General features: G+C 62.6%; 26 protein-coding genes. 13 read left to right on the top strand and 13 right to left on the bottom strand.

Annotated elements, in window-relative coordinates; genetic code table 11:
* Genes FHW92_RS18890 through FHW92_RS18880 form a run of 3 tightly spaced genes read left to right on the top strand, consistent with a single transcriptional unit; the run spans window position 1 to window position 2,505 of the window.
* Window positions 1–708 (top strand): MarR family transcriptional regulator, encoded by a 708-nt coding sequence (locus FHW92_RS18890; RefSeq protein ID WP_168604829.1) that lies wholly within the window; start codon window positions 1–3, stop codon window positions 706–708.
* 58 nt (window positions 709–766) lie between these two features.
* Window positions 767–2,053 carry an aconitase X catalytic domain-containing protein gene (locus FHW92_RS18885; protein WP_168604828.1) on the top strand — a complete coding sequence of 429 codons (1,287 nt, stop codon included), beginning with the start codon at window positions 767–769 and terminating at the stop codon, window positions 2,051–2,053.
* Complete coding sequence (locus FHW92_RS18880) at window positions 2,050–2,505, top strand: DUF126 domain-containing protein (RefSeq protein WP_246870276.1); 456 nt, start codon at window positions 2,050–2,052, stop codon at window positions 2,503–2,505. The genes FHW92_RS18885 and FHW92_RS18880 overlap by 4 nt, the downstream gene beginning before the upstream one ends.
* On the opposite strand, the gene FHW92_RS18875 is transcribed toward FHW92_RS18880, so the two are convergent.
* The 7 genes from FHW92_RS18875 to FHW92_RS18845 all read right to left on the bottom strand — a co-directional run bounded on the left by FHW92_RS18875 (window position 2,480) and on the right by FHW92_RS18845 (window position 10,719).
* On the bottom strand, window positions 2,480–3,532 hold the full coding sequence (locus FHW92_RS18875; protein ID WP_168604827.1) for a PHB depolymerase family esterase: 1,053 nt from the start codon (window positions 3,530–3,532) through the stop codon (window positions 2,480–2,482). The genes FHW92_RS18880 and FHW92_RS18875 overlap by 26 nt on opposite strands.
* A 34-nt stretch (window positions 3,533–3,566) precedes the next feature.
* Complete coding sequence (locus tag FHW92_RS18870) at window positions 3,567–4,979, bottom strand: trehalose-6-phosphate synthase (RefSeq protein WP_292689824.1); 1,413 nt, start codon at window positions 4,977–4,979, stop codon at window positions 3,567–3,569.
* The gene (locus tag FHW92_RS18865; RefSeq protein ID WP_168604825.1) at window positions 4,976–6,772 is read right to left on the bottom strand and encodes a glycoside hydrolase family 15 protein; all 1,797 of its coding nucleotides are present in this window, start codon (window positions 6,770–6,772) and stop codon (window positions 4,976–4,978) included. Before FHW92_RS18865 ends, FHW92_RS18870 begins: the two co-directional genes overlap by 4 nt.
* On the bottom strand, window positions 6,769–7,524 hold the full coding sequence (gene otsB / locus FHW92_RS18860) for a trehalose-phosphatase (RefSeq protein ID WP_168604824.1): 756 nt from the start codon (window positions 7,522–7,524) through the stop codon (window positions 6,769–6,771). The genes FHW92_RS18865 and otsB overlap by 4 nt, the downstream gene beginning before the upstream one ends.
* A 161-nt stretch (window positions 7,525–7,685) precedes the next feature.
* Window positions 7,686–8,036, bottom strand: coding sequence for a hypothetical protein (locus tag FHW92_RS18855; RefSeq protein ID WP_168604823.1), 351 nt, complete (start codon window positions 8,034–8,036; stop codon window positions 7,686–7,688).
* Between the two features lie 253 nt (window positions 8,037–8,289).
* Complete coding sequence (locus FHW92_RS18850) at window positions 8,290–8,595, bottom strand: plasmid stabilization protein (protein WP_168604822.1); 306 nt, start codon at window positions 8,593–8,595, stop codon at window positions 8,290–8,292.
* Window positions 8,596–8,607: 12 nt separating this feature from the next.
* Window positions 8,608–10,719 carry a catalase gene (locus tag FHW92_RS18845; protein WP_168604821.1) on the bottom strand — a complete coding sequence of 704 codons (2,112 nt, stop codon included), beginning with the start codon at window positions 10,717–10,719 and terminating at the stop codon, window positions 8,608–8,610.
* Between the two features lie 449 nt (window positions 10,720–11,168).
* Here FHW92_RS18845 and FHW92_RS18840 point away from each other — a divergent pair, with 449 nt between their 5' ends.
* The gene (locus FHW92_RS18840) at window positions 11,169–11,609 is read left to right on the top strand and encodes a response regulator (protein ID WP_168604820.1); all 441 of its coding nucleotides are present in this window, start codon (window positions 11,169–11,171) and stop codon (window positions 11,607–11,609) included.
* A 151-nt stretch (window positions 11,610–11,760) separates the two neighbouring features.
* Here FHW92_RS18840 and FHW92_RS18835 read toward each other — a convergent pair whose 3' ends face one another.
* Window positions 11,761–12,420, bottom strand: a complete 660-nt coding sequence (locus FHW92_RS18835; protein WP_168604819.1) for a sigma-70 family RNA polymerase sigma factor — start codon at window positions 12,418–12,420, stop codon at window positions 11,761–11,763.
* Between the two features lie 364 nt (window positions 12,421–12,784).
* Between FHW92_RS18835 and FHW92_RS18830 the strand changes: the two genes are divergently transcribed.
* Together FHW92_RS18830 and FHW92_RS18825 are read left to right on the top strand one after the other, a co-directional pair.
* Window positions 12,785–12,994 (top strand): hypothetical protein, encoded by a 210-nt coding sequence (locus tag FHW92_RS18830; protein ID WP_168604818.1) that lies wholly within the window; start codon window positions 12,785–12,787, stop codon window positions 12,992–12,994.
* Between the two features lie 198 nt (window positions 12,995–13,192).
* The gene (locus FHW92_RS18825; protein ID WP_168604817.1) at window positions 13,193–14,611 is read left to right on the top strand and encodes a class II fumarate hydratase; all 1,419 of its coding nucleotides are present in this window, start codon (window positions 13,193–13,195) and stop codon (window positions 14,609–14,611) included.
* A gap of 12 nt (window positions 14,612–14,623) precedes the next feature.
* On the opposite strand, the gene FHW92_RS18820 is transcribed toward FHW92_RS18825, so the two are convergent.
* From FHW92_RS18820 to FHW92_RS18810, 3 genes are all read right to left on the bottom strand, one after another.
* Window positions 14,624–15,475 (bottom strand): SDR family oxidoreductase, encoded by an 852-nt coding sequence (locus FHW92_RS18820; RefSeq protein ID WP_168604816.1) that lies wholly within the window; start codon window positions 15,473–15,475, stop codon window positions 14,624–14,626.
* 79 nt (window positions 15,476–15,554) lie between these two features.
* Window positions 15,555–16,805, bottom strand: coding sequence for a divalent metal cation transporter (locus FHW92_RS18815; protein WP_168604815.1), 1,251 nt, complete (start codon window positions 16,803–16,805; stop codon window positions 15,555–15,557).
* Between the two features lie 187 nt (window positions 16,806–16,992).
* Window positions 16,993–17,358, bottom strand: coding sequence for a PRC-barrel domain-containing protein (locus tag FHW92_RS18810; protein WP_168604814.1), 366 nt, complete (start codon window positions 17,356–17,358; stop codon window positions 16,993–16,995).
* Between the two features lie 307 nt (window positions 17,359–17,665).
* On the opposite strand from FHW92_RS18810, the gene FHW92_RS18805 reads away from it, so the two are divergent.
* The 5 genes from FHW92_RS18805 to FHW92_RS18785 all read left to right on the top strand — a co-directional run bounded on the left by FHW92_RS18805 (window position 17,666) and on the right by FHW92_RS18785 (window position 21,296).
* The gene (locus tag FHW92_RS18805) at window positions 17,666–18,853 is read left to right on the top strand and encodes a zinc-dependent alcohol dehydrogenase (RefSeq protein WP_168604813.1); all 1,188 of its coding nucleotides are present in this window, start codon (window positions 17,666–17,668) and stop codon (window positions 18,851–18,853) included.
* Window positions 18,854–18,957: 104 nt separating this feature from the next.
* Complete coding sequence (locus tag FHW92_RS18800; RefSeq protein WP_168604812.1) at window positions 18,958–19,542, top strand: DUF4142 domain-containing protein; 585 nt, start codon at window positions 18,958–18,960, stop codon at window positions 19,540–19,542.
* Window positions 19,539–20,084, top strand: coding sequence for an SRPBCC family protein (locus FHW92_RS18795; protein ID WP_168604811.1), 546 nt, complete (start codon window positions 19,539–19,541; stop codon window positions 20,082–20,084). Before FHW92_RS18800 ends, FHW92_RS18795 begins: the two co-directional genes overlap by 4 nt.
* 29 nt (window positions 20,085–20,113) lie before the next feature.
* Window positions 20,114–20,476 carry a DUF2171 domain-containing protein gene (locus tag FHW92_RS18790; protein ID WP_168604810.1) on the top strand — a complete coding sequence of 121 codons (363 nt, stop codon included), beginning with the start codon at window positions 20,114–20,116 and terminating at the stop codon, window positions 20,474–20,476.
* 106 nt (window positions 20,477–20,582) lie between these two features.
* A complete protein-coding gene (locus tag FHW92_RS18785) occupies window positions 20,583–21,296 on the top strand; it encodes a Crp/Fnr family transcriptional regulator (protein ID WP_168604809.1) in 714 nt (237 codons plus the stop codon).
* A 4-nt stretch (window positions 21,297–21,300) separates the two neighbouring features.
* Here the strand turns inward: FHW92_RS18785 and FHW92_RS18780 are convergent, their stop codons facing one another.
* Window positions 21,301–21,951, bottom strand: coding sequence for a Crp/Fnr family transcriptional regulator (locus tag FHW92_RS18780; protein ID WP_168604808.1), 651 nt, complete (start codon window positions 21,949–21,951; stop codon window positions 21,301–21,303).
* Window positions 21,952–22,386: 435 nt separating this feature from the next.
* Here FHW92_RS18780 and FHW92_RS18775 point away from each other — a divergent pair, with 435 nt between their 5' ends.
* The gene (locus FHW92_RS18775; protein ID WP_168604807.1) at window positions 22,387–23,847 is read left to right on the top strand and encodes a hemerythrin domain-containing protein; all 1,461 of its coding nucleotides are present in this window, start codon (window positions 22,387–22,389) and stop codon (window positions 23,845–23,847) included.
* Between the two features lie 172 nt (window positions 23,848–24,019).
* Here the strand turns inward: FHW92_RS18775 and FHW92_RS18770 are convergent, their stop codons facing one another.
* Complete coding sequence (locus FHW92_RS18770) at window positions 24,020–24,259, bottom strand: hypothetical protein (RefSeq protein WP_168604806.1); 240 nt, start codon at window positions 24,257–24,259, stop codon at window positions 24,020–24,022.
* A 256-nt stretch (window positions 24,260–24,515) separates the two neighbouring features.
* Here FHW92_RS18770 and FHW92_RS18765 point away from each other — a divergent pair, with 256 nt between their 5' ends.
* On the top strand, window positions 24,516–24,662 hold the full coding sequence (locus tag FHW92_RS18765) for a hypothetical protein (protein WP_168604805.1): 147 nt from the start codon (window positions 24,516–24,518) through the stop codon (window positions 24,660–24,662).
* Window positions 24,663–24,765: the final 103 nt, after the last annotated feature.

Below are 24,765 nucleotides of genomic sequence, written 5' to 3'. Positions count from 1 at the left end.
ATGGTGAAGCCTTCTCCCGCACGGCCTGCCGGCTATACTTCCGATCCGGCCTCGGGCATGGATCGGGACATGACAGACGAGCAGAACGGCGACGGGAACCACGCGGATCAGCATAAGGGCGAGGAGGTGCAGAGCGGGCGCAGCGCGCGCAAACGCGGCCCCAAGGCGGCCCCGCCCAAGGTTGCCCCGCCCAAGCCGGTGCGCCTCACCAGCTTTTCGCCCGATGATGCGGACCGGCACCTGATGAACTATCGCCGGTCGAGCGGGGATCAGTCGAGCGACCGGCATTTCCGCATCACCCGCTCGCTGGTGGTGGCCGCGCGGCTGTGGCGCAAGGTGGCCAATGAGCGGATCAAGCCGCTCAACCAGACGATGGCGCGGTGGGAGACGCTGTTTCATGTCGCCTATTCCGGCGCCGACCTGACGCAGAGCGAGCTGGCCCGCATGATCAATGTCGAGGGGCCGACGATGGTGCGGATGCTCGATTCCCTGGCGCGCGACGGCCTGATCGACCGTGAACAGAGCGCGCAGGACCGCCGCGTGACGGTCAACCGGATCACGCCTGCGGGCGAGAAGGCCATCCAGGAGATCATGGCGATCACCAATGATCTGCGCGGCGAGATACTGGAAGACATCGAACCCGAGAGGCTGGCCGTGACCTATGAGGTGCTGAGTCAGATCCTCAAGCGGCTGGGCCAGATGCGCTAGGGGCGGGCGATCCGGCCCCCGGCGCGATACTATGGAAATTACAGGAGGATGCGCTGTGGTGAAATTGACAGGCCGGGAAGAAGCCATGCTGGCGGGCGAAGAAGGCGCGGCGGTGCAGAAGGCGATGGAATTGCTGATCCGTTATGCCGACGCGCTGGGCGCGGAGGATTTTGTCGAGACCAATAATGTTGCCGGTGTGCCCGGTTCCGCGCCGCCGTGGATCAAGCAATATTACGCGGCCGATGGCGGCGATTACCGGGCGGTCTTTTCGCGCTTTGACCTTGATGCCGATGAAGTGGTCGATATTCCGCGCATGAACGCCTTCAGTTGCCATCTGCAAGGGGGCATGGACCCGATGCTGTGGCGCGAACAGGGGATGAGCGAGGCCGCCTTCGACAATTTCCGCTCCGACGAGCAGCAGGTGGCCGAGCATGGCATCCAGTTGCTCAAGACCTGCACGCCCTATCTGGCGGGCAATGTGCCGGTGATGGGTGAACATTGCGCATGGATGGAATCGAGCGCGGTGATCTTCTGCAATTCGGTGATCGGCGGGCGCACCAATTGCGAGGGCCGCGAATCCACCAGCGCGGCCATGTTGGCGCGGCGCATTCCCAACTGGGGCTTTCACCGCGACGAATATCGCAAGGGACAGCACAGCGTGAATGTCGCCGTACCGGTCGATGATGTGTTTGAATGGGGTATGCTGGGCTATTTCGTGGGTGGGGAGGTGCAGGACACGATACCCGTGATCGAGGGCGCCATCGCCGCGCCATCGCTGATCCGGCACAAGCATTTCGGTGCGGCGGCGGCCTCGTCGGGCGGGGTGGAAATGTATCACATGGTCGGGATCACCCCCGAGGCGCCCGGCGTGGAGGCGGCCTTTGGCGGCGCGCGGCGGGGCGAGACATTCCGCTATGACGCGGCTGCGCGCAGGCGCACCTATGAAACGCTCAACAGCGTGGGCCAATGCGAGGATGTCGATTATGTCATGCTGGGCTGTCCGCATTATTCTATCGAACAGATCGCCCACGCTGCCAGCCTGATCGAGGGGCGCAAGGTTCACAGCAACAGCGCCTTGTGGATATTCACCAGCCGTTCGGTCAAGGCGCTGGCCGATGCCAATGGCCATACCGAAACCCTGCGCAAGGCCGGGGCTTTGCTGATGACCGACACCTGTTCCGCGATCTCTCAGGCCGTGCCCGAAGGCACCCGCGTGGCCGCACTCGACAGCGCCAAACAGGTGCATTACCTGCCCGCGATGATGGGGATAGAGGGCTGGTACGGCACGACCGCCGATTGCATCGACGCGGCCTGCAGCGGCAAATGGCGCGGGAGGCTGGCATGAGCGGGGCGGCCATGGCGCAGGCGAGGGGCCAGACCCCCGATTACATCATCCGCGGCCGCTGCGTCGTGCCCGGCTGCGTCGAGGGCGAGGCGCTGGTGACGCGCGACACGATCTCGGGCTGGGGCGGGGTCAGCCCGATGACCGGCAAGATCATCGAGAGCAGGCACGAATTGAACGGCGTCAGCTTCGCGGGCAAGGTGCTGGTGTTTCCCGGCGCCAAGGGTTCCTCGGGCTGGTCCAGCATATTCCACATGACGCGCCTTGCCGGAACCGCGCCGCTGGCGCTGCTGTTCAATGTGATGACCACCAAGGCGGCGCTGGGCGCGGTTGTGCTGCGGGTTCCCACGCTCACCGATTTCGACCGCGATCCGCTCGAGATCATCCGCAGCGGTGATCTGCTGCGCGTTGATGCGACGCAGGGGCAGATCAGCGGGTGGCGCCCGATGGCGTGATCTTGCGTTTTCGCGCCAGAAAGAAGCGGAGCATTTCGCGCGACGCATCCGGCCCGGCGGGGTCCGTATAGGAACCCGCCGCATGGCCGCCCGACCATCCATGGCCGCTGCCGTGAATGGTCCAGACTTCGAGCAGGACATCTCCGGCGGCGGATTTGTAAACCTTGCGGGTGAAATCGCGCCCTTTGGCCGATTGGCCGGAAAAGCTTTGGGAGACGAGCGGACCGGGGCGCGAATTTTCCAGATTGGCAAGGAATTCAGCCGCATTCGAAGGATGGACCACGCGGTCGCGGTCGCCCTGAAAAACGATCATGGGCAAGGGGCGGCGCATTTTGGCCGCCGGTCTTGGTGTGGCCTGACCGCGCATGGCCGACATGGCCGAGCCCAGCGAATGGGCCTGACCCAGCGCCACGCCCGAATGAATGCCCACCGCCACGAAAATATCCGGATAGGCCGAGCCCATGATGGCCGCCGCCCCGGCCCCCGCCGAAAGCCCCGCGACATAGACGCGCGACGGGTTGGCGCGGGCCAGCGCGACGGCATGGCGGGTCAATCCCGCGATCAGCGCCGGCTCTCCGCGTCCGCGCAACTGATGCTGCGGATCGTGCCAGTTCCAGCATCGCGCAAGGTTCGCGCCCTGGTTCTGTTGCGGATAGAGCACGAGGAAACCCAGTTGATCGGCCAGACGGTTCATATGGGTACCCAATGCGAAGTCGGCGGCAGTCTGGCCGCATCCGTGCAGCATCACCACCAGCGGCATGCGGCGGCGCGGCGAGCCCACCGGCGTGTAAAGCCGATAGGCGAGCGCGCCATGCCGGTTTTGAAACTCGCCGCTGATGAAACTACCCGGGGCGGGGCGGGGCAAATTCGATCGGGTACGCGGCGCAGGTTTTTTGGCCCTGGCTGGCGCGAGGCTGGCTGGCGCGAGGCTTAAAAGCGCTTGCTGGACCTTTGCGGCGGCGGCCAGCGGGCGGGCCTTGCGCGCCAGACGCGAGGCCTTGGCAAGGGTCTTGAGGAAATTCGTCATGATCTTTGCGCAGCGCCGGGCGAATGTGTGTCCACTAGGACAGCTGCGGATCGTCCTCCGGCTGGGCATGATGGTCGCCGCCCGCCAGCGCTTTGGTAAAACATTCCTGCCACCAGCGGACGTCCTCGTGGCGGATGCTGTCCATCATCGAATGCCAGCGGTCCTTGCGCTCCTGCAGATCCATTTGCAGCGCCCGGTCGATGGCCTCGGCCAATTCGTCGGGACTGTGGGGATTGACGATCAGCGCATCGGTCAATTGGCGCGCAGCCCCCGCGAATTGCGACAGGATGAGGACGCCGGGATCTTCCGGATCCTGCGCCGCCACATATTCCTTGGCCACCAGATTCATTCCGTCGCACAGGGGCGTCACCAAACCGATGCGCGAGGCCCGGTAAATGCCCGCCAGCGCATCGCGCGGATAGCCTTTGTTGATATAGCGCAGCGGCACCCATTCGGCATCGGCGAATTCGCCGTTGATACGCCCCGAGAGGCTGTCGAGCGTGGCGCGTATCTGCTGATATGTGCGCACCTGTTCGCGCGAGGGCGGGGCGATCTGGAGCAGGAAGAGCTGTCCATGCAGATCCGGGCGCGAGGCGAGCAGGCGCTCATAGCCCAGAAAGCGTTCGGGCAGGCCCTTGGAATAATCGAGCCGGTCGACGCCCACGATCATCGTGCGCCCATTCGCGCTGCGCCCCATGCGTTCGCAGAATTCGCGCGCGGTCTGACCATTGGCGGCCTCGTGAAATTCGGCAAAATCAATGCCGATCGGGCATACCACAATCCGAGAGCGACGCTCGCCAAGGGTGATGGTGCCGTCCTGGTCGATCGTGGCGTCGGTATGGGTCTGAACATATCTGACGAAGGATTCGCGCCAATGTTCCGATTGGAAACCGATGACGTCGTAATCCAGCATCGCATCGAACAATTCGCCATGCCCGGGCAGCGATTCCAGCAGCCGCGCGGGGGGCCAGGGGATATGCAGGAAAAAGCCGATGCGGTTTTTCACGCCCCGCGTCCGCAGGTTTCGCCCCAGCAGCATGAGGTGATAATCATGCACCCAGATCAGATCGCTGTCCTCGATCAGCGGCGCCACGGTTTCGGCCAGACGGTCATTGACCCTTTCATAGCCCCCCGCAAAGCCGCGCTCGAATTCGGCCAGATCGAGCCGGTTGTGAAACAGCGGCCAAAGGGTGCAGTTGGCATAGCCGTTGTAATATTCCTCAACGTCCTGCGCCTCCAGATCGACGGTGGCGGTGGTCACGCCATAGCTGCGCTGGAAATTGATGTGGCCGGTAAAGGCCTCGGTTTCCTCGCCCGACCAGCCGAACCAGATACCGCTGCTTTCCCGCAGCGCCGCCGACAGCGCGACGGCCAGGCCGCCCTGATTGCCGGGGCCATCGCCGGTTGGCGGCGACACTCGGTTTGAGATGACGATCAGGCGGTTCACCTGACCGCGCTCCATGGTTTGCTGAGCAGCGTCGCGCAGTTGATCAGGCCGACGAGTGAGTAGGTTTGCGGATAATTGCCCCATAGTTCCCCCGTGTGTGGATTGGTGTCTTCCGACAGCAGACCCGCCGGGGTCCGGCGGGCCAGCATTTCCTCGAAAAGGTTTCGCGCATCGCTATGGCGACCAGTGGCGTGAAGCGCCTCGATCAGCCAGAAGGTGCAGATGTTGAAAGCGCTGTGCGGCAGGCCGAAATCGTCCTCATCGGCATAGCGCAGCATGTGCGATCCCCGGCGCAGCCCGTGTTCGACCGCGCGCAGCGTGCCCAGAAAGCGCGGATCGTCGGGCGCGAGAAAGCGCAGGTCGAGCAACTGAATCAGGCTGGCGTCGAGCAGATCGGCGTCGAAGGTGGCCGACATTCTTTGGGTATCCGGGCGCCATGCCGCATCGACGATAACCCGGCCCATGCGATCCGCTCGCTCCTGCCATAAGGTCTGGCGGTCATGCAGGCCCAGATGATGCGCCGCCTTGGCCAAGCGGTCGCAGGCCGCCCAGCACATGGCCGCCGAATAGGTGTGGACATGAAACCGGCCGCGCAATTCCCAAAGGCCGGAATCGGCCTGATCGTAGGAAAGCCACGCCCTTTCGCCCACCCGTTCAAGCGCGCGAAAATCTTCCTCGCCCGCCATGCGATACAGCCTCTGGTCGAAGAATGCCTGAACGTTGGACAGGACGATCTGGCCATAGGCATCATGCTGCATCTGGGCATAGGCCTGATTGCCCACGCGCACCGGCCCCATGCCGCGATAGCCCGCCAGCCCGACCTCGATCCTTTCCTCCAGCCGCGCCTCGCCGCCCACGCCATAGAGCGGCTGGATATGGCCTGATCGGGCATTGTCGACGATGTTGCGCAGATATTCGAGGTAGGATTCCAGCACATCGAGCGCGCCCAGCCGGTTGAGCGCCTGTGTGGTGTAATAGGCGTCGCGGATCCAGCAGAAGCGATAGTCCCAATTGCGCCCCGACCCGGCATGTTCGGGGATCGAGGTGGTGAGCGCGGCCACAATCGCGCCCGTTTCCTCATGCTGGCACAGTTTGAGCGTGATGGCCGAGCGGATCACCGCATCCTGCCACTCGAGTGGGATGGCCAGACCGCGCACCCAATGCCGCCATTCGCGGACGGTCAGATCGAGCATTTCCTCGACTGTGGTGGCGATATTGCCCTCAAAACCTTCATCGGGGCCAAGGAAGAAATGCAGCGGACGTTCGAGCCGGAACACCTGCTCGTCCTCGATCCACCCGATCGGCGCCGAGGTGGAAAGGCGCAGCGTCATATGGCCCAGCATATAGCGGATGTGGTTCGAGCCGCGTGTGCGCTCCACCTCTCGCCGGGCCCAGTCGCGCGTCGGACGCAGGCGTATGCGAATGCGCGGGCTGCCCGCCACGGGGCGCACAATCCGGGCATAGGCCACCGGCCGGTAAATCCGCCCATGCCGATGAAAGCGGGGGCAGAAATCGGTCACCACGATGGCATTGCCCGCTTCATCCTCATAGCGGGTTTCCAGCACGGGCGTGTTGCGCAGATAGCGCTGCGTGGTCTTGGTGCGGCCATCCAGATCAATGGCCCAGAAGCCATGCCCATCCGCCGCATGGCTGACGCCATCGTCGAGCAGGGCGCTGAAGGCGGGAGGGCCATCGACGCGGGGCAGGCACCCCCACAGGAAAGTGCCGTCGCGATCGATCAGCGCCGAGATCTGGCAATTACCGATGGGCCAGAGGTCAAGCGTCGCACTCATGCGGCCGGCCTTGCCAGCCAGGCCAGCACGGCGGCCGGACCGGCCAGGTTGAATTGCGCGTTGGTCGCCCGCGCCGGGCCGACCAGAACCGAAAGGCCGCCAAGCGCGTTGACTGCTGAAAAGGCGGATTCATCGGTCAGGTCATCGCCCAGATAGACCGGCGTTCCCCCCACCATCGGCGCGCATCCCATCAGGTTGCGCACCGCCGTGCCCTTGTCGCCGCCGCCAAAGCGCAGCTCGACCACCATCTTGCCATTTTCCACCACAAGTCCGCTTTCCGTGGCCAGATGCTCGGCCAGTCGCTGTGCATAGGGCGCGCAGGTGGGATCGCCGCGATAGTGAAGCGCGACGCCATAAGTCTTGATCTCGACCAGCGTGCCAGGATGGCCAAAGGCGAAATCGTCGAACTTGCGCGCGGCATGTTCCAGTTCCTCGACCGGGCGGGGGGGATGGACCAGCTGGTCCTCCCAGCGGTATTCACAACCATGGCTGCCCGAGATGGCCAGCCCATGCATCGAGCGGCCGAACAGCGTGTCGATCTGGGCAATGGAGCGCCCGCTGACCAGAGCGAGGCGACCGTGAAGGCGGGCCGCCATGGCGAAAAGCAGATCCGCCAGTCCACGCGGAACAGCCACTTCGTCGGGCCTGTCGGCAATTTCCACCAGCGTCCCGTCGAAATCAAGAAACAGGCTGGCACCCCCGGGCAAAGGCGGGGGCGGAGCCAGCAGATCGGCAATCGGGGCTGTCGGCATCACTGTCTCCAGAGCGGCTTTCTCCGATGCGCGGCGCGCAGATGGCGCCTTGCGATGGAGGGAAGGGGCGGTTGCAAAGGGAGGGGCAGGACATTCATCCGGGGGCGGTCCTGCCCGCAGGCCCAGCATTATCCGTGGACCATCCCTGTGGTCCGCCGCCGTCAGGCGCCCGGATGGGCAGACTGGATCGCGGCGTCCACTTCTTCCTTGGTCATGTTGATGGCCAGACCCTTGGTGCCCGCAAACAGCGAGGCCAGCGGAATCGTGACCTTGCCCTTGGTGGTGGTCACTACGACCTGCTGGCCGTTGGTGCTGGCCACGGTGCCGATCTGTTCAGCGTTCTTGTCATAGACAATATCGCCTACCAATGGCTTGACCGCCTGAGGGGCGGGCGCCTCGGCCGGCGCGGTTTCCTGCGACGGTTGCGCAGTCTGCGGGACGGTCTGGGCCAGCGCGCCATGGGGCATCGCGGCAACAAAGGCCGCAGCGATCGCATATTGGAAGATTTTCATCGTCGTTTCTCCGGTTATTGTCCCCCCGGATGGAAAGAACCTGTTGCCGGTATCCCCGGGGGGGCGGTGCCAAATGGCTCTGGCCTTGCCTTGGCGTCACGGGTGGATGACGAGGCGCGGGCCGGAGCGGCGGGGACATAATCTGAATTTCTTCAGATGGTTCATGGATGTAATGGTCGGCGGCGGTGAAAGGTTCCTTCGCAAATGCGGAAATTTGCGAGGCGGAACGATGACCTTTGCCGCTCATGCCCAATCATGCGTGCCGGGCGGCGCGTTCGCGCGCGCGGCGCGTGTCCCAGCCTTTGCGGGCCGCCGCGCTGCGCTGTTCGGGCGAACCCGATTTATGCGCCCGACCCCCGCGTGAGGAGGAAACATGCGTATCGGGCTTGCCCCGGCCGGAGCCCGACAGATTGCCTCCGCCGGTCTCCTTGTTCACCGTGGCCCAGCCGCGCGCTTCGGCCTCGTCATGGGGCACGCCGCGCTCTTCATAGCCTTCGGCAATATGGCGGGCCTGACGCTTCTGCTTGGCGGTATAGGCGCTTTTGTCTCCACGCGGCATATCGTGTCTCCTTTATGGCAGCAGGCTGACCTTGGGTTCACGGTCCCAGTGGCGCGCCGGGGCAAGCTCGGGGAATTCTTCGAGACTTGCGATGCCGTCATCGCGGGCGATGCCCCATTCCTCCAGCAGGCGGTTCGTGGCGGGACAGGCGCCAATGGTTTTGCAATGGGCATAGGCATCGGCAAACCAGGCATGAACCGTATGGTCCGACCGCAGATGATCGAGCGCATCGGGATGGATAATCGAGGCGACCGCATCGAACAGCGCCGACGGATTGCCCATCAACTGTCCATCGGCCTTGAGCATGCCGTCATCGACCGGAATCCCGCCCACCTTTTGCGCGACCAGCACGGCCTTGCCGCCCTTGCTCTCGATGGCGGCTTTCATTGCTTCGATGCCCTTCAGGCTAGACCCTTCGGCAAACAGGATGCCGATCTTGCGTCCCTCCATCGGCGGCTGGCCATGGTTCAGGATGGAAAGCGCGGGTGAGGGCTCCATCTCGACAATCGGGGCCGCCACATCGGCGGGCGGCGGCAATTCCATCGCCAGCCCGCCCGCCACGCGCCGCGCCAGATCCTCGTCCACCGCGCCCAGCAGGGTCAGCATCCGGTGGCGGACATGTTCCAGCCCCACCTTGGACAATTCGAACACAAAGGCATTGGCCAGATGGGCCTGTTCGACCGGGGTTTGCGAGCGATAGAACAGGCGGGCCTGCGAATAATGGTCGGCAAACAGGGCGGGGCGCACCCGCAGATGCTGTTCGCCATTGTTGGGCAACATGCCGCGCGCAAAGGTCGTAAAGCCGGTGGCCGGGCATTCGCGCGGGCCGGTGGGCTCGCCCGCTTCGTTCAGGCTGTTGGGCTCGTAATTGGCGCGGCCCTTGGGAATGTCCATCTGCATCATGCCGTCGCGTTGGAAATTGCGCATCGGGCATTTGGGCGCGTTGATCGGCAATTGGTGGAAATTGGCCGTGCCCAGCCGCGATTTCTGGGTGTCGAGATAAGAGAACAGCCGCCCCTGCAGCAGGGGGTCGGGGGTGAAATCGATGCCGGGCACGATGTTGGCGGGGCAGAATGCCGATTGTTCGGTTTCGGCAAAGAAATTGTCCGGATTGCGGTTGAGCGTCATGCGCCCGATGATCCGCACCGGCACCAGTTCTTCCGGGATCAGCTTGGTGGCGTCCAGCACATCGAAGGGCTGTTCATGGGCCCAGCTTTCCTCAAAAACCTGAATCCCCAGATCCCATGCCGGAAAGGCGCCGGTGTCGATAGCTTCATACAGGTCGCGGCGGTGATAGTCCGGGTCGGCCCCGGCGATCTTGACCGCCTCGTCCCATGTCGTCGATTGCAGACCCAGCACCGGTTTCCAATGAAACTTGACCAGCTTGGACGCGCCCTCGGCGTTGACGAAACGGAAGGTATGGATGCCGAAACCTTCCATGAAACGGGGAGAGCGCGGGATGGTCCGGTCGCTCATCTGCCAAAGCACCATATGGATGCTTTCGGGCATCAGGCTGATGAAATCCCAGAAGGTATCATGGGCGCTGGCGGCCTGGGGATAGCCCTTGTCGGCCTCCATTTTCACGGCATGGACAAGGTCGGGGAACTTCATCGCGTCCTGAATGAAGAAGACCGGGATGTTGTTGCCCACCAGATCCCAATTGCCTTCCTCGGTGTAGAATTTGACCGCAAAGCCGCGCACATCGCGCGGGGTGTCGACGCTGCCCGCGCCGCCCGCGACGGTTGAAAATCGCACAAATACCGGCGTTTGCTTGCCCACGGCGGCAAACAGGCCCGCGCTGGTCAGTTCGGGGATAGCCTGCGTGCATTCGAACACGCCATGGGCCGCCGATCCGCGCGCATGGACGATCCTTTCGGGGATGCGCTCATGGTCGAAATGAAAGATCTTTTCGCGCAGGACGAAATCTTCAAGCAGCGTGGGGCCGCGCGCGCCTGCCTTCAGGCTGTTTTGATTGTCGCTGATGCGCAGGCCCTGATTGGTGGTCAGATGGTTTTGCGCCGCCTCGTGTCGGGTTCCGTGCGGGCCGTTGACCGGCACCTGCTGATGGGTTTCGCCCGCATCGCCGGTGGTGCTTTCAAACGAGGGATCTGCGTTGGCCAACATTGCCTCCTGTTTTGTGCGACCTGACAGGAGGCTGGGCGCCCCCCATTCTCACCCTCTGCGGAAAGGAAATCGGGGGGCATTGTTCCGCGCCTTTTCCCGACATGTGCTTTTTGCGCGATGAAGTGCGCGGCATCTTGAACAGGTGTTTGGGAGCGGCGCGCAGATATCCGGCATTTTTGCTCAGAAAATCAGGCAGAACAGGGCGTTATGGGTAAGTACGCATTCTTTGGATTCCAAGAGATAAAAACTGCATAAATATTAAAAACACCTAATGTTTGTTTCTGAAATATTACGATGAATCGGTGCTGAGCGCCGGTGGACCGAAGGGCGCCGGGTGGTGCATCAATTCGCGTTGTTTTATTATTTTCTCCTTTGGATCGCGATGCAATCCGAGCGGTGGGCATGCAGCAATTCCGTGCATGGCCGTTTCCGTCATCAAGGAACAGTTTATGAGCGATCCCCGGCCCGTAACGATCATCATGATCGAGGATGATTTCGGCCATGCCCTGTTGATCGAAAAGAGCATCCGGCGGGCAGGGATCGCCAACAACATCGCCCATTTCGACAATGGCGGCGCGGCGCTCGAATATCTGGGCGATGGTTCGGCCTTGCGCGATCAGGGCGGGGCGGCGCTCATCCTGCTCGACCTCAATCTGTCCGATATGAATGGCGTGGAGATTTTGAAGCGGATCAGGGAAACGCCTTTGTTGAGCCCGGTGCCGGTGATCATTCTGACCACCACGGATGACGCGCAGGAGGTCGAGCGGTGCTATGATCTGGGTTGCAACGTCTATATCACCAAGCCGATGAATTACGATAGTTTTTCCGAAGCCATCCGCCAGTTGGGGCTGTTCATCTCGGTTATGCAGATACCTGAGATACAGGGCTGAACGACACACGCGTGATCAGGGGCCTTCGGCGGCGCGGGTGAAAGCGCCGCCGAAGGAACTGTGTTCTGGTGGCTCCGGTGGGGGGAAGGTCAAGCCATCAGTCACAGTTTCTCTGAAACATTCAAAACTGGGATCGCCCCAAGACCCTCGTTCAGGCGGCCCATGCCAGATGGCGGGAAAGCCGCGCCAGATTGGGGCGCACGATGGTCTTGAATCTGGCGAAGAAGGCGTCGACCACTTCGCCTTCCACCACGAAATTGCGCCGCGAACCGGGCAGCAGCCCCTTTTCCAGCGCGGCCGAAAGGGCCGCACGGGCGCGTGAGATCCGACTCTTTACCGTGCCGATGGTCACGCCGCAGCCTTGCGCGATTTCCTCATAGCTGACCGAACCGATGGCCATCAGAATGAGCATTTCGCGCTGGGCAAGGGGCAGCGTTTCGATGGCGCGCAGCACGTCGATGGTTTCAAGGCGGGTTTCCTGATCGCCCTCCCGGCCCAGAATCTGCTCGGCCGCCGCCTCGTCATAATCGCCGACAATGCGCTGACGGCGCAGTTGTCCGAAATAATGGTGGCGCAGGATGGTGAAGGTCCATGCCCGAAAACTGGTTCCCGCAATGTAATGGTCCCGGGCGGCCCAGGCTTTCATCACCGTTTCCTGCGCCAGATCATCGACATTGTCCCGGTTGCTGCACAAACTTCGGGCAAAGGCGCGCAAAGAAGGCATGGCCGCAACAAGCTCCTTGCGGAATTCGGCTTCGGGAAGCGCTGAACCACATATATCAGCCTTCTCGAATTTGTTTCGCTTGGCCATGTTTTTCCCCGACAAAGGTATTTTTCCGGAAAATCTATGGGAGAAAGATCCGGGCTTTGCCTAAGTTCCTGCTTAAATATACTATCAGCGTTGAGTAGGGTTAGATTTGGGATGATTTGAAAATTTAATTTTCAAATTTCAATTTAAAAACAGGAAGTATTATAGAATGAATTGGTAATATTGGAAATTATCTCAATTTCATCAGGAATTTTACTGGGGCCAAATGAACGGCTTGCCTGCTCCCGCCATGGTTGTCAGTGATCGCGTTTTTGCAACGGGTCGCCTTGGTCCCGGCCATGGGCGGGGGAACATCTTTGCTTGCTCGGTCTTTGTCCGGCGTCTTTGCCGCTGTCAGGAGGATGTCATGGCCCAAACCGATCCGCGCTCGCCCCCCGATTTCAAACCGCGCAAGCGGCCCAAAAACCGCGAGGTGGAAAATGAGATGATGGGCTGGGTCAAGTCTTCGGGCGAACCGCCGCACAGCGCAACCGAACCGCCCGCCGAAGAACAGGACACAGATGAGGCCGAGGACCTGAGGGAGCCGAAAGGCACCGGCGCCCACAACTCCGAATGATCCGCGCCATTTGCATCGGGCGTGTTGCCCCCCGCCGGCCGCCTGTTGGCCTGCGCATCATTCGCATCAGCAGGGCAAATACGATATGCTCCCCCACAATGATCGGTCGCGAAGGTTTGACGAGATGTCTTTCGACAAGGATCGGTTCTTTATGATGGCCCATGGCCGCACAACCTCTGCCGTTGCGGAGGCTCTGTCATGAGCGCAGCCGACCCATCGGTCCCCACAAGAATGGAAAGCGACAGCATGGGGTCCGTTGCCGTCCCTCGCGATGCCTATTGGGGCGCGCAGACGCAGCGCAGCCTGACCAACTTTGCCTTTCCGCCCACCGAGCGGATGCCGCTGCCCATTATCCATGCGCTGGGGATCGTCAAACTGGCGGCCTGCCGCGTCAATCGGCGCTATGGGCTGGACCCGGCCCTGGCCGATGCCATCGAGGCGGCCGCGCGCGAGGTGATCGAGGGCGCGCATGACGGTCAGTTTCCTCTGGCCATCTGGCAAACCGGGTCGGGCACGCAGACCAACATGAACGTCAACGAGGTGATCGCCGGGCGCGCCAACGAGATCCTGACCGGCGTGCGAGGCGGCAAGGCGCCCGTTCATCCCAACGATCACGTCAACCGCGCCCAATCCTCCAATGACAGCTTTCCCACCGCGCTGCATATCGCGATCCAGCGGGCGATGGTGCGCGAGTTCAGCCCCGCGCTGGGGCGGCTCTATGAAGACCTGATGACCAAGCGGGCGGCCTGGGCCGATGTGGTCAAGATCGGGCGGACGCATCTTCAGGACGCCGTGCCGCTGACGCTGGGGCAGGAGTTTTCCGGCTATGCCGCCCAGATCGCCCGCGCGCGCCAGGCCATCGCCCATGCCATGGACGGGGTTTGGGAACTGGCGCTGGGCGGCACGGCGGTGGGAACCGGGCTGAATGCTCCGGCAGGCTTTGGCCGGGCGGTGATCGAGGAAATCCGCCAATCGGTTGGTATGCCCTTTCGCCCGGCGCGCAACAGTTTCGAGGCGCTGGCCAGCCGCGATGTGCTGGTGGGCCTGCAGGGGGGGCTGGTGCAACTGGCGGTGGCTTTGACCAAGATGGCCAATGACATCCGCCTGATGGCATCGGGGCCGCGCGCGGGGCTGGGCGAATTGCTGCTGCCCGAAAACGAACCGGGCAGCTCGATCATGCCGGGCAAGGTTAATCCCACCCAATGCGAAATGATGGCCATGGTCTGCGCCCAGGTGGTCGGCAATGGCACGGCCACCACGGTGGGCGGAATGCAGGGGCATCTGGAGCTCAACACATTCATGCCGCAGATCGGGGCCAATGTGCTGCGTTCGGTCACGCTGCTGGGCTGTGCGATGGATGGGTTTGTCCAGCACGCTCTGGTCGGAATGCAGCCCGATCACACGCGGCTGGGCAGTCTGGTCGAACGTTCGCTGATGCTGGTGACGGCGCTGGTACCCCATCTGGGCTATGAAAAGGCGGCCGCGATTGCCAGAGACGCCCATAAGCGCGGCATCGGCCTGCGAGAGGCGGCGCTGGAGAGCGGCCATGTCGATGCGGCAACCTTCGACCGGATCGTCCGCCCGCAGGATATGGTGGGCAACCAGCCTGAAGGCTGATTGCCCACCCGTTCAGCCATTGATCACCGTCCCGCCGTTGGGATGCAGTACCTGCCCCGACATATAACTGGAATCCTCGCAGGCCAGGAACAGGAAGGCGGGCGCGACCTCATTGGGCTGTCCGGCGCGGCCCATCGGCGTGGACTCGCCGAAATGCTTGATCTTCTCTTTGTCCGCGCCACCAAAGGGATTGAGCGGGGTCCAGATCGGCCCCGGCGCCACGGCATTGACGCGAATGCCCTCCTTCACCAGATTTTCCGAAAGCGAGCGCGTGAAAGCCGTGATCGCTCCCTTGGTCGCGCTGTAATCCAGCAGGTTCTTGCTGCCGTGATAGCCGGTGATCGAGGTGGTGTTGATGATGGCGGCGCCTTGGCCCAGATGCGGGCGGGCGGCCTGAACCATATAGAACATGGCGAAAATATTGGTCTGAAAGGTGCGAAGCAACTGGCTTTCGGTGATATTGGTGATGTCGGTGTCGGGGTGCTGCTCGCCCGCATTGTTGACCAGAATGTCGATGCGGCCCAGATCGGCGATGATCTGGCGGACCAGCCCTTCGCAGACGGATTTGTCGCCGATATCGGCCCGGATGGTCAGTGCGCGACGCCCTTCGGCCTCGACGATGCGCCGGGTTTCTGCCGCATCCTCGTCCTCCATCAGATGGATGATGGCGATATCGGCCCCTTCGCGGGCAAAGAGCGCCGCCACGGCCCGGCCGATGCCGCTGTCGCCGCCGGTGATGACGGCCACCTTGCCCTGCAACCGGCCCGAGCCGGGATAGCGCGGCTGCCACTCCGGCTTGGGATTTAGCGCGTGCTCATTGCCGGGCAGGGCGTCTTCGTGGATCATGCTCTGGGTCTCAACCATGGTAATTCTCCTTTTGAGGGGAAATGGGGGGCAGAGAAGGATGTTCGGCGGCCCGAAGGTGGGCTGTCGTGCCTGCGCCTCAACCGGGCGAAATCAGCATCGCCAGCACCGCCGCCGCCATCGCGCCCGTGGTTATCCATCCCGCAATCCGCAGCGGGCGGGGGGCTACAAATGATCCCATGATGGCGGACCGCGACACGATATGCATCAGCCCGGCCAGCACAGGCACGGCCACGACCCCATTGATCACCGCGCTCCAGAACAGCGCCTTCATCGCATTGAGCCCCAGCCAGTCCATGGCCATGCCCAGCATCATGCCCAGCGTGATGATCAGATAGAAGGCGCGGGCGTGCTGCGGCATATCCTGAAGACTGGCCTTGCGCCCCGTGGCCTCGCAAATGGCATAGGCCGATGCGCCCGCCAGCACCGGGATCGCCAGCAGTCCCGTGCCGACGATGCCAAGGGCAAAGATCGCAAAGGCCAGATCCCCGGCCACCGGCTGAAGCGCGCGGGCGGCATCGGCGGCCGAATTGATGTCGGTCTTGCCCGCATTGTGCAGCGGGACCGCTGTGCCCAGCATGATGGCCAGTGCGATGATGTTCGACACCGCCATGCCGCTCCATGTGTCGATGCGGATCCGGGCAAAGGCGTCGGCGGCCTGACCGCGCGCGCGGCGCAGGGGCTGGCGCTCCTCGACCTGGCGGATCTCCTCCACCTCCTGCGATGCCTGCCAGAAGAAGAGGTAGGGGCTGATCGTGGTGCCCAGGATGGCGACAATGGCGGTGATGGCCGCAGGGCCGCTGATCCGGGGAACGACCAGATCATGCAGCGCCGCGCCCCAATCCACCCGCACGATAAACACCAGCGCGACATAGGCCAGCAAGGTCAGCGTCAGCCATTTCAGCAGCCGGGCATAGCGGTCATAAGGCACAAACAGTTGCAGCAGCAGCGAGAGCACCGCAAAACCTATGGTGAAGCCATGGCGCCCCCAGCCTGCAATCAGCGCGGCCGCTTCGCCCATGGCCGAGAGATCGGCGCCGATGTTGATCGTATTGGCGCAAAACAGCAGCACGAGGATCACGGCCATGATCCACCGGGGCAAAACCGCGCCCAGACTGTGCGCAAGGCCATGGCCCGTGACCCGGCCCACCCGCGCGCAGACCAGTTGAACCGACACCATCAGCGGATAGGTGAACAGCATGGTCCACAGCAGCGAGGTGCCGAATTGCGCGCCCGCGATGGCATAGGTGGCAATGCCGCTGGGATCATCATCGGCGGCGCCCGTTATCAATCCGGGGCCAAGCCGGTCGACCAGCCTGGATTTAGCCATGGTCGGTCATTGGCGATGGTTGCGCGTGATGCATCGGCATTCCCTTAAAAAGGGGGGAGAGCGGGCCATGCAAAGAAGGAAGCGGCTTTGGCAGCGCGCTTCCTTCCCTCATCGGCTCCTGCCCGTCAGGTTGTCACGCCGGGGGCGTCAGCCCCTTTGGCGTTTGGTTGCAGGCCGTTGGCCGCCATCAGGCATAGGTCAGGCCGTAATGCGAATAGACCCGCCAGTTGTAGTCATTGTCATAGGTGGGCGTGTCGTTCTCGCTGTAATGGGGCGCGTTTTCCAACTGCTCCCTGTCGATGTTCACGACATAGCCGCCCTGCGCCGGATCATAGGTCAGGATCTGCCAGGGCAGGGGGTAATAGTCGCTGCCCAGACCAAAAAGGCCGCCAAATTGGAGCACGGCATATTGGGCCTTGCCGGTGCGCTTGTTGACCATGAACCGGCTGATCGTGCCCAATCGCTCGCCTTCCAGATTGTAGACGATGGTGCCTTCGACCCGATCAGAGGAAATCAGATCGTGCGTTTCATAGCTGTCCGTGGTTTCGGGCATGGTGAATCTCCTGCGTGGTGTGAAACAAGCCAAGGCACCGCGGCGGTTGCCTGACATAATCGGAACAGGGGCGGACGCGGCTTGTTCCGCGCGCAGGCAGGCTTGATCCTAATCCAGGTTAGGATCTCGGCATGGATCATCTCGTCCTGCCGCACGTTAGTCAGACCATGTTTCTCTGCCGCAGCGGGGGTCGCAACGGGGCCGCCAAAGGGCCTGCGGCATCCATTCCGGCTTTCGCGATGTTTCCCCTTCGCGACATGCCCGTGACGGCGCGACATGCCGGGGCGGGCCGACAGGAGGACCGATCATGCGTGCGCTGACCTGGCATGGCAAACGCGATGTCCGCGTCGAGACGGTGGAGGATCCCGGGATCGTCAATCCGCGCGATGCGATCATCCGGGTCACTTCCTCGGCCATTTGCGGATCGGATCTGCATATCTACGACGGCCTGTTTCCCGCCATGGGCGCCGGAGACATCCTTGGTCACGAATTTATGGGCGAGGTGGTCGAAGTGGGCGCGGCCTCCACGCTGCGGCGCGGACAGCGGGTGGTTGTGCCCTCAACCATTGCCTGCGGGGGCTGTTATCACTGCGCGAAGCAGCAATATTCGGCCTGCGACAATGGCAATCCCCCCGAAAACCAGGATTTTGCCAGCCTGATCTATGGCATGCCCACCTCGGCCCGGTTCGGGCATGGACAGATGGGCGGCGGCTATTCGGGCGGACAGGCCGAATATGTGCGCGTGCCCTTTTCCGACTTCGGCCCGATCGGGGTGCCCGAGGATGTGGCGGATGAAAGCCTGCTTTTGCTGGCCGACACTTTGCCCGCCGGATGGCAGGCCGCGCGCAATGCCGCCATCGAACCGGGCGACACGATTGCGGTCTGGGGCTGCGGCCCGGTCGGGCTTTGCACGGTGCGGGCGGCGTTTCTGCTGGGGGCGGAACGGGTGATCGCGGTCGATCATCATGCGCACCGGCTGGAACTGGCGCGCGGCCTTGGCGCCGAGGCGGTCAATTTCAGCCATACCGATGTTCATGGAGCGCTGACCGACATGACCGGCGGCATCGGTCCTGATGCCTGCATTGATGCGGTGGGCATGAATGCGCATGGCACTTTTTTCGAGGTGATTGCCGATCCGGTCAACAGCTCGGTTTTCCCCGCGCTGGATCAATCGCATGTCATTCATCAGGCGATCATGGCCTGCCGCAAGGGCGGGCGGATCTCGATGCCGGGATGCTATGGCGGGATGGTCGACAAATTCCCGCTGGGGGCCGTGATGCGCAAGGGGCTGACCCTGCGCAGCGGCCAGAGCGATGTTCAGCGCTATCTGCCCGAATTGCTCCGGCTGGTCCTCGACCGGAGGATCGACTGCACTTTCCTTGTCAGTCACCGGTTTGGCCTGGAGCAGGCCGCCGATGCCTATCTCCAGTATCACTATGCCCGCAATGAAGTGACCAAGGTGGTGCTGAGCATGGAGGGCAATTCTGCGTCCTGATCGAGATGCGCGGCGGGGCTGCGCCTTTGGGTCAATGCGGAAACCGATGGTTTTCCGCCGGACGGAAATGGGCCGAACGCATTCTGTCGGAAAGGAGAAAATCCATGAAATACCGTCTCTTGATGATCGCCTCTGTTCTGGCGCTGGGTGCCTGCAACAATAAGGCGGACAATGGCAATCCGGCCGTCGACAATGAGGCCACCACCGCCGCCGCGCCCGATATCACGCTGCCGCATCTGACGCTTCAGCCTTCGGATGCGCGCGGCTATCTCGACAAGGCGGCGGCAGGCGACAGTTTCGAGATCGAATCCTCGCAGGCTTTGCTCAAGACCAGCAAGAATCCGGCGGTCCGCTCTTTTGCCAAGATGATGGTATCGGCGCATCAGGAATCGAGCCGCAAATTGCAGGCCGCCGCCGACAAGCTCAAGATCGCCGCGGGATCGACCACGCTTTCGCCCGATCAGCAACAGAAGCTGGACGGGATCAAGGCGGCCGATGCGGCCCATGTGGATGAACTCTATCTGGCCAGCCAGCGCAGCATTCACACCGACGCGCTTGACCTGCACAAGCATTATGCCTCCGATGGCGACACAGCCGCGCTCAAGACGGTTGCCGCCGGTATCGCGCCAGTGGTGCAAAAGCATCTGGATGAGCTGGACAAGCTGGGCAGGCAGGGGGATGGCGCGTGACGCCCGCCTTTGAAAAGGATGACGCCCCCGTAACCTCCTCGCGCGATATAGAACCGGACCGCGAGCTTTTCGCCGAAACGGTGACGATTGCCCGCTCCGCCGGGGAACTTTACGCTTTCTGGCGCGATCCGAACAATGTGGCTTTGCTGGTGGGGCCGATGGCCTCGATCGTTCCGTTGGAGGATGACCGGGTGCGCTGGACCATCATCGGGCCGACAGGCGCCGGCGCCACCTGGGTGTCCGCCATCAGCGAGGACCGGCCGGGAAGCACTCTTTTCTGGCAGTCCGAGCAGGGCGGAGATGTCGAGAGCGGCGGCCGGATCGATTTTCTGGACGGCGGCCTGCGCGGGGCGGTGGTGCGCGTGACATTGGCCTTTACCTTGTCCGCGCGCAGTCTCGGCAGGATCATGACATCGCATCTGAACCGTCAGGTCCGCGCGCATGTCAGACGAATTTTGCGCAGTTTCAAGCAGATGATGGAGGCCCATGAAATTGCCACGGCCGCTCGTCATCGCCGTCTGCTGAACAATCCCTCGCAATAGGCCGAGGGCAAACAGTGAAGGAGAAGGACATGACCGATCTCAGCGCAATCAGGGAACATATGGAAATCGTGGGCGCCGATGGGGTCCATCTTGGCACGGTCGACCGGGTTGAAGGCAAGCGGATCAAGCTGACGCTGGCCGACAGCGGATCCCATGCGGGGCAGGAGGGGGCGGCCCCCTCGCGGGGTTCGGGCGGCCATCATCACTATATCTCGGTCGGGCTGGTCGCGGCGGTGGAGGGGCAGCGCGTCCGGCTCTCGGCCAATGCGGCCAATGCCGCCTTGCTGGAGGAAGAGGAAGGCGGAGAGTCTCTGGCCGACCGGCACGGATCGGCCGATCAGGGGCAGCAAAAGGGCGGCCCGGATGTCATCGCATTGGGCGGCGACGCCTGATTCCATGCCTGGGTATCGGGGCCGGGGTATCGGGGCCGGGGTTTTCGGGGCCGGAGTGTCGGGGCCGGCAACCCGGCGCCCGGTCTTTGCCAGTTAGGGTGATGCGATGCGTTCGATGATGGGCCGCAAACTTGGGCATTTTGTCGATCTTACCGACCGCGATGAACAATTGCTCGCCTATATGCTCAGATCGCAGACGTTGTTTGTCGGGGCGGGGCAGGACATGATCCGCGAAGGCACCCGTCCGACCTTTGTCAAGATCGTCATGGAAGGCTGGGCTGCGCGGTACAAGATTTTGGAGAATGGCCGACGTCAGATCGTCGGCTTTCTTTTGCCCGGTGATCTGTGCATCCCACAGGCGATCATGACAATGCGGCTGGATCATTCGATCGCGGCGATTGATGATCTGCATTGCGCGATGGTCCACCCCGAACAGCTCGATGCCATCGAACAGGAATCGATCAATATTCGCCGGGCTCTGGCGATGGACGCCCAGATCTCGCTGGCCATTCAGCGCGAATGGACCGTCAATCTGGGGGCGCGCGCCGCGCCGGAGCGGATCGGCTGTCTGATCTGCGAATTATACCTGCGGCTCAAGGCCGTGGGCATGACCGAGGGCAGCGGATATTTCTGTCCGCTGACCCAGATCGACCTGGCCGAGGCGGCGGGGGTCAGCACGGTGCATGTCAACCGCGTGATCAAACAGATGCGCCGCGCCGACCTGATCCAGTGGCGCGAGCAATTCATCGAGATTCCCGATCCGCTCCGTCTGGCCCAGGCCTGCGGGTTTCGCCCCAGCTATCTGCAAATGCCCTTTTGATCCGTCAAACATGGGCCGGGCCCCCCAGCCTGCGCAATTCCACCGGATTGAGCAGGGCCAGGCGCCCGGCCTCCAGCGAAATCACCCCTTCGCCGCGCAGCATCTGGAGCACGCGGTTGACGTGAACCGAAGAGATGCCGACGATATCGGCCAGATCATATTGCGTCAGCGGCATCGGGCAATGGTTGGAAACCACCTTGCCGCTGGGCCGCAGGCGCTCGACCAGATCATGCAGCAGCGCGCAGATCCGCTCGGTGGCGCTCATCCGGCCCAGATTGACGATCCATTTCTCATGGCTCTTCAATGTGTGCATGATCGATCCGAGTAGGCTCTTCATGCCATCGGGTTCCTGGGAATTATGGGCGGCATGACGGGCGCGGATGTCGTGAAACGGGATTTCCGTCACGAACATGTCGGTCAGGGCCACAATCGGCCAGTTGGCCTGACCCGTGAGCACCCATTGCGCCTCGCAATAATCGCCGGGCAGGAACAGGGCGATGATCTGCCGTCGCCCGTCGGGCAGCAGGCGATATTGGCACGCCCAGCCGTCCTCTATGCGAAAGAGCCGGTCGGTGTGTTCGTGGCGACGCGCCAGATGCTTGTGGCGGCGGATTTCATAGCGCGCGCGCGTCATTTCCGCAGTTGTCGAGATCATGATCAGCACCCCCGTGCCTGAAGATGTTTCCTGATGAAAAGATGTCAGCCTCAGAACCGGGGCAAAGATCATCCTGCGACAAGTCGAAGAAATATTTCAGAAGGGAGATGATCGGACTGGCTTAGACTTTGGATCGTCTCAGTTGTCGGATTGTCTGCCTCCTGAAACATCTGTCCCGGCAAGGCACATCGTTCGGATTGCTGTGTGGACGCGAAATATCACGCGCGGATTCACATATGTTAAGAAGGGGCAAAACAGGCGTTCAGCCGTGCCTAATTGCCGGTGCATTGACTTTCGGGCGGGCACGAAAGGATCATGCTAACCTGTGCAAGGATCGCGGATCGAACCCGACCCCGCGCTGTTCTCCCCCACAACGGCAGAGCAAAAAACCTCTGCCGGTTCCGGATCCGCCAGATCCAAAAGGAGGAGAGCCTGATGGCTACCAGCACGCCCGAACAATCGGAAGCCGGCAAGACCGCCGAGGCGACCAAGGCGCAGAACGCCGGTCGCAAGCAGCCCAATGCCAATACGGCGCAGGACCCGGCAGAAGGCCCACGTCGCGACAAGGAAGAGAATGCGCAGGCCGCCGCCAAGGCTTCCTCCGCATCCGGTCAGGCCCGAGGCGGCGACGAGGAAGCGAAGAAGAAAGCGCAGCCCCAATCCGCAGGAGCCGTCAGCGCGCTGCTGATGGCCGACCATCGCGCCGTTGAAAAGCTATTCGCGCAATATGACGATGCCGACGAAAATCGCCGGCGTGACATCATCGAACGGGCGTCGCAGGCGCTGATCATTCACACGATCCTTGAAGAAGAAATCTTCTATCCCGCCTGCCGCGAGCACTTCTCCGAAGAAGATCCGCTCGATGAGGCCCAGGTTGAGCATGACAGCGTCAAGATCCTGATCGGCGACCTGCTGCATGGCCGGACCGACGACCCCTATCGCGATGCGAAATTCCGCGTGCTGGCTGAACAGGTGCGCCACCATGTCTGCGAAGAAGAGCAATCGGGCGGCATTTTCCAAAAGGCGCAGGCCTGCGGGATCGACACGCCCGATCTGGCCCGGCGGATAACGGAAAGACGCAGGCAGCTTGAGGATGCCGGACCGTTTTCGGCCCCACCCCCCATATCCCTCGGTCGCTTTGCCCAGCAAGGCTCCCGCCGGGATGAACCGCGCCAGAGCCGGCGCGACGAAGAAGAACGGGGTCAATCCCGTTACACGAAGGAGAAGGAAATGGCTAGTTATCAGCAATATCGCGACCGAGATCGCGACGACCGCGGCCGCTTTGTCAGCCATGACGAGGATGACCATCGCTCATCGCGCCGCGGCAATGAACGGCCGCGCGACGAGGAAGGGCGTTTCGTCAGCCGCGGTCGCGGATCGGGCCGGGATGACAATGGCGATGGCGATTATGGCCGTCGCGGCGAACAGCGCTATCGGCGCGATGAGGATGACGACCGCGATTCGGGCCGTCAGGGCCGCAGTCACGGCGGCTGGTTCGGCGATTCCGAAGGCCATTCTGAAGCCTCGCGTCGTGGCTGGGAAAATCCCGACCATGGCCGCAGCGGATGGTACGGCGATTCTGAAGGCCATTCGGAGGCGTCGCGCCGTGGCTGGGAAAATCCCGATCATGGCCGCAGCGGATGGTATGGCGATTCCGAAGGCCATTCGGAAGCTTCGCGCCGGGGTTGGGATGAGCGGGGATCCTCGCGCCGTCAGGATTATGATGACCGCGACTACGGGCGTTCCCGTTCGCGCGATCACGATGATCGCAGCTATTCCTCACGCGGCGGGCGCGATGATCGCGATGATGATCACCGGGGCCGTCATGGCGGATGGTCGGGCGATCCGCGCGGGCATTCCGAGGCGGCAAGGCGCGGCTGGGAAAATCGTCGCTGATATGGCGGCGCTCAACAATCGGGCCGGTTCCTTTGGGAGCCGGCCCTCTTTGCTGTTGGTCGGGCTGCTGGTCGGATCGGGCAAAAGCGAATGGGCAGGGACGGTCGGCCATGCGGCCGGTGCAACACAACGCCGCCCGCGTGGGCGGACGGCGCCGGTTTATTCATGCGCGTCAATATTTCGCGCTGGCATCGCTGGCCGGAAAACTTTCGTCGGAGGCCTGATCGACCTTGTCCCAATCGTCATGGGGCGAACGCATCGCGTCGGGCCCGGCATTGCGGACCTGCACGAAATTCTCGGGCGCTTCCTCGCCCGGGGCAAAGGCGGCGGGGGCCTTCTGCGCGTTGGGCCGGAGCCAGTGATAGAGGGCGTAAAGGCCAACGATACTCAGAGCCGTGTTAATCCATCGCATGACAGCATCTCCGTAGCGGGTTGTTGGGTTCGTTCTGAAAAGAAAGACCTGGCCCAAAGGGATGTTCGGCAGAATTCGGGGCACATGTCCCGAATATTGCACAGCTGGCCTCAGCCAGGAGGCCGGGGATGGGAACAGGCCGGATGCTGCGGCGTAAGCCCGCCATACGAGCCTCTCATGCGCCAAAGGGCGAATGCCGATTGCGACGGACAATTCGCCCTGATCGCCGCTCTGGCGGAGCATCAGGAGAATGATCATGAAAGAGGATGGCGAACCGGTAATCATCGAAACGAACAAGGTGCGCGCCGGATCAACCCCCCATATCGTGCGCTACATATTGATGGTCAGCATGGCGCTGGCGATCATCGGCATGGGGCTGATCTGGTGGATCGGCCGCGGGTGACGGGGCCACAGGTGACGGGTGCGCCCGACTTCTGCCGCTCCAATTGTTGTTTGCGCTGTGATGGAACATTTCCGTTGCCGGCCCATTTGAACTCCTGACAGGG

The sequence above is a fragment of the Novosphingobium sp. SG707 genome, assembly GCF_012275515.1.
Lineage (GTDB): Bacteria > Pseudomonadota > Alphaproteobacteria > Sphingomonadales > Sphingomonadaceae > Novosphingobium.
Note: the sequence above shows the minus strand (reverse complement) of the source record. Positions and strands in the feature narration are given on the sequence as shown.

What these genes read in the sequence shown, in the direction of transcription:
- FHW92_RS18790 (WP_168604810.1), top strand. Translation starts at nt 20,114, where the DNA reads ATGACCGATCTCAGCGCAATCAGGGAACATATGGAAATCGTGGGCGCC.
- FHW92_RS18890 (WP_168604829.1), top strand. Translation starts at nt 1, where the DNA reads ATGGTGAAGCCTTCTCCCGCACGGCCTGCCGGCTATACTTCCGATCCG.
- FHW92_RS18785 (WP_168604809.1), top strand. Translation starts at nt 20,583, where the DNA reads ATGCGTTCGATGATGGGCCGCAAACTTGGGCATTTTGTCGATCTTACC.
- FHW92_RS18820 (WP_168604816.1), bottom strand. Translation starts at nt 15,475, where the DNA reads ATGGTTGAGACCCAGAGCATGATCCACGAAGACGCCCTGCCCGGCAAT.
- FHW92_RS18855 (WP_168604823.1), bottom strand. Translation starts at nt 8,036, where the DNA reads ATGAAAATCTTCCAATATGCGATCGCTGCGGCCTTTGTTGCCGCGATG.
- FHW92_RS18800 (WP_168604812.1), top strand. Translation starts at nt 18,958, where the DNA reads ATGAAATACCGTCTCTTGATGATCGCCTCTGTTCTGGCGCTGGGTGCC.
- FHW92_RS18770 (WP_168604806.1), bottom strand. Translation starts at nt 24,259, where the DNA reads ATGCGATGGATTAACACGGCTCTGAGTATCGTTGGCCTTTACGCCCTC.
- FHW92_RS18840 (WP_168604820.1), top strand. Translation starts at nt 11,169, where the DNA reads ATGAGCGATCCCCGGCCCGTAACGATCATCATGATCGAGGATGATTTC.
- FHW92_RS18865 (WP_168604825.1), bottom strand. Translation starts at nt 6,772, where the DNA reads ATGAGTGCGACGCTTGACCTCTGGCCCATCGGTAATTGCCAGATCTCG.
- FHW92_RS18830 (WP_168604818.1), top strand. Translation starts at nt 12,785, where the DNA reads ATGGCCCAAACCGATCCGCGCTCGCCCCCCGATTTCAAACCGCGCAAG.
- FHW92_RS18765 (WP_168604805.1), top strand. Translation starts at nt 24,516, where the DNA reads ATGAAAGAGGATGGCGAACCGGTAATCATCGAAACGAACAAGGTGCGC.
- FHW92_RS18805 (WP_168604813.1), top strand. Translation starts at nt 17,666, where the DNA reads ATGCGTGCGCTGACCTGGCATGGCAAACGCGATGTCCGCGTCGAGACG.
- FHW92_RS18850 (WP_168604822.1), bottom strand. Translation starts at nt 8,595, where the DNA reads ATGCCGCGTGGAGACAAAAGCGCCTATACCGCCAAGCAGAAGCGTCAG.
- FHW92_RS18835 (WP_168604819.1), bottom strand. Translation starts at nt 12,420, where the DNA reads ATGGCCAAGCGAAACAAATTCGAGAAGGCTGATATATGTGGTTCAGCG.
- FHW92_RS18775 (WP_168604807.1), top strand. Translation starts at nt 22,387, where the DNA reads ATGGCTACCAGCACGCCCGAACAATCGGAAGCCGGCAAGACCGCCGAG.
- FHW92_RS18780 (WP_168604808.1), bottom strand. Translation starts at nt 21,951, where the DNA reads ATGATCTCGACAACTGCGGAAATGACGCGCGCGCGCTATGAAATCCGC.
- FHW92_RS18845 (WP_168604821.1), bottom strand. Translation starts at nt 10,719, where the DNA reads ATGTTGGCCAACGCAGATCCCTCGTTTGAAAGCACCACCGGCGATGCG.
- FHW92_RS18880 (WP_246870276.1), top strand. Translation starts at nt 2,050, where the DNA reads ATGAGCGGGGCGGCCATGGCGCAGGCGAGGGGCCAGACCCCCGATTAC.
- FHW92_RS18810 (WP_168604814.1), bottom strand. Translation starts at nt 17,358, where the DNA reads ATGCCCGAAACCACGGACAGCTATGAAACGCACGATCTGATTTCCTCT.
- FHW92_RS18825 (WP_168604817.1), top strand. Translation starts at nt 13,193, where the DNA reads ATGAGCGCAGCCGACCCATCGGTCCCCACAAGAATGGAAAGCGACAGC.
- otsB (WP_168604824.1), bottom strand. Translation starts at nt 7,524, where the DNA reads ATGCCGACAGCCCCGATTGCCGATCTGCTGGCTCCGCCCCCGCCTTTG.
- FHW92_RS18875 (WP_168604827.1), bottom strand. Translation starts at nt 3,532, where the DNA reads ATGACGAATTTCCTCAAGACCCTTGCCAAGGCCTCGCGTCTGGCGCGC.
- FHW92_RS18815 (WP_168604815.1), bottom strand. Translation starts at nt 16,805, where the DNA reads ATGGCTAAATCCAGGCTGGTCGACCGGCTTGGCCCCGGATTGATAACG.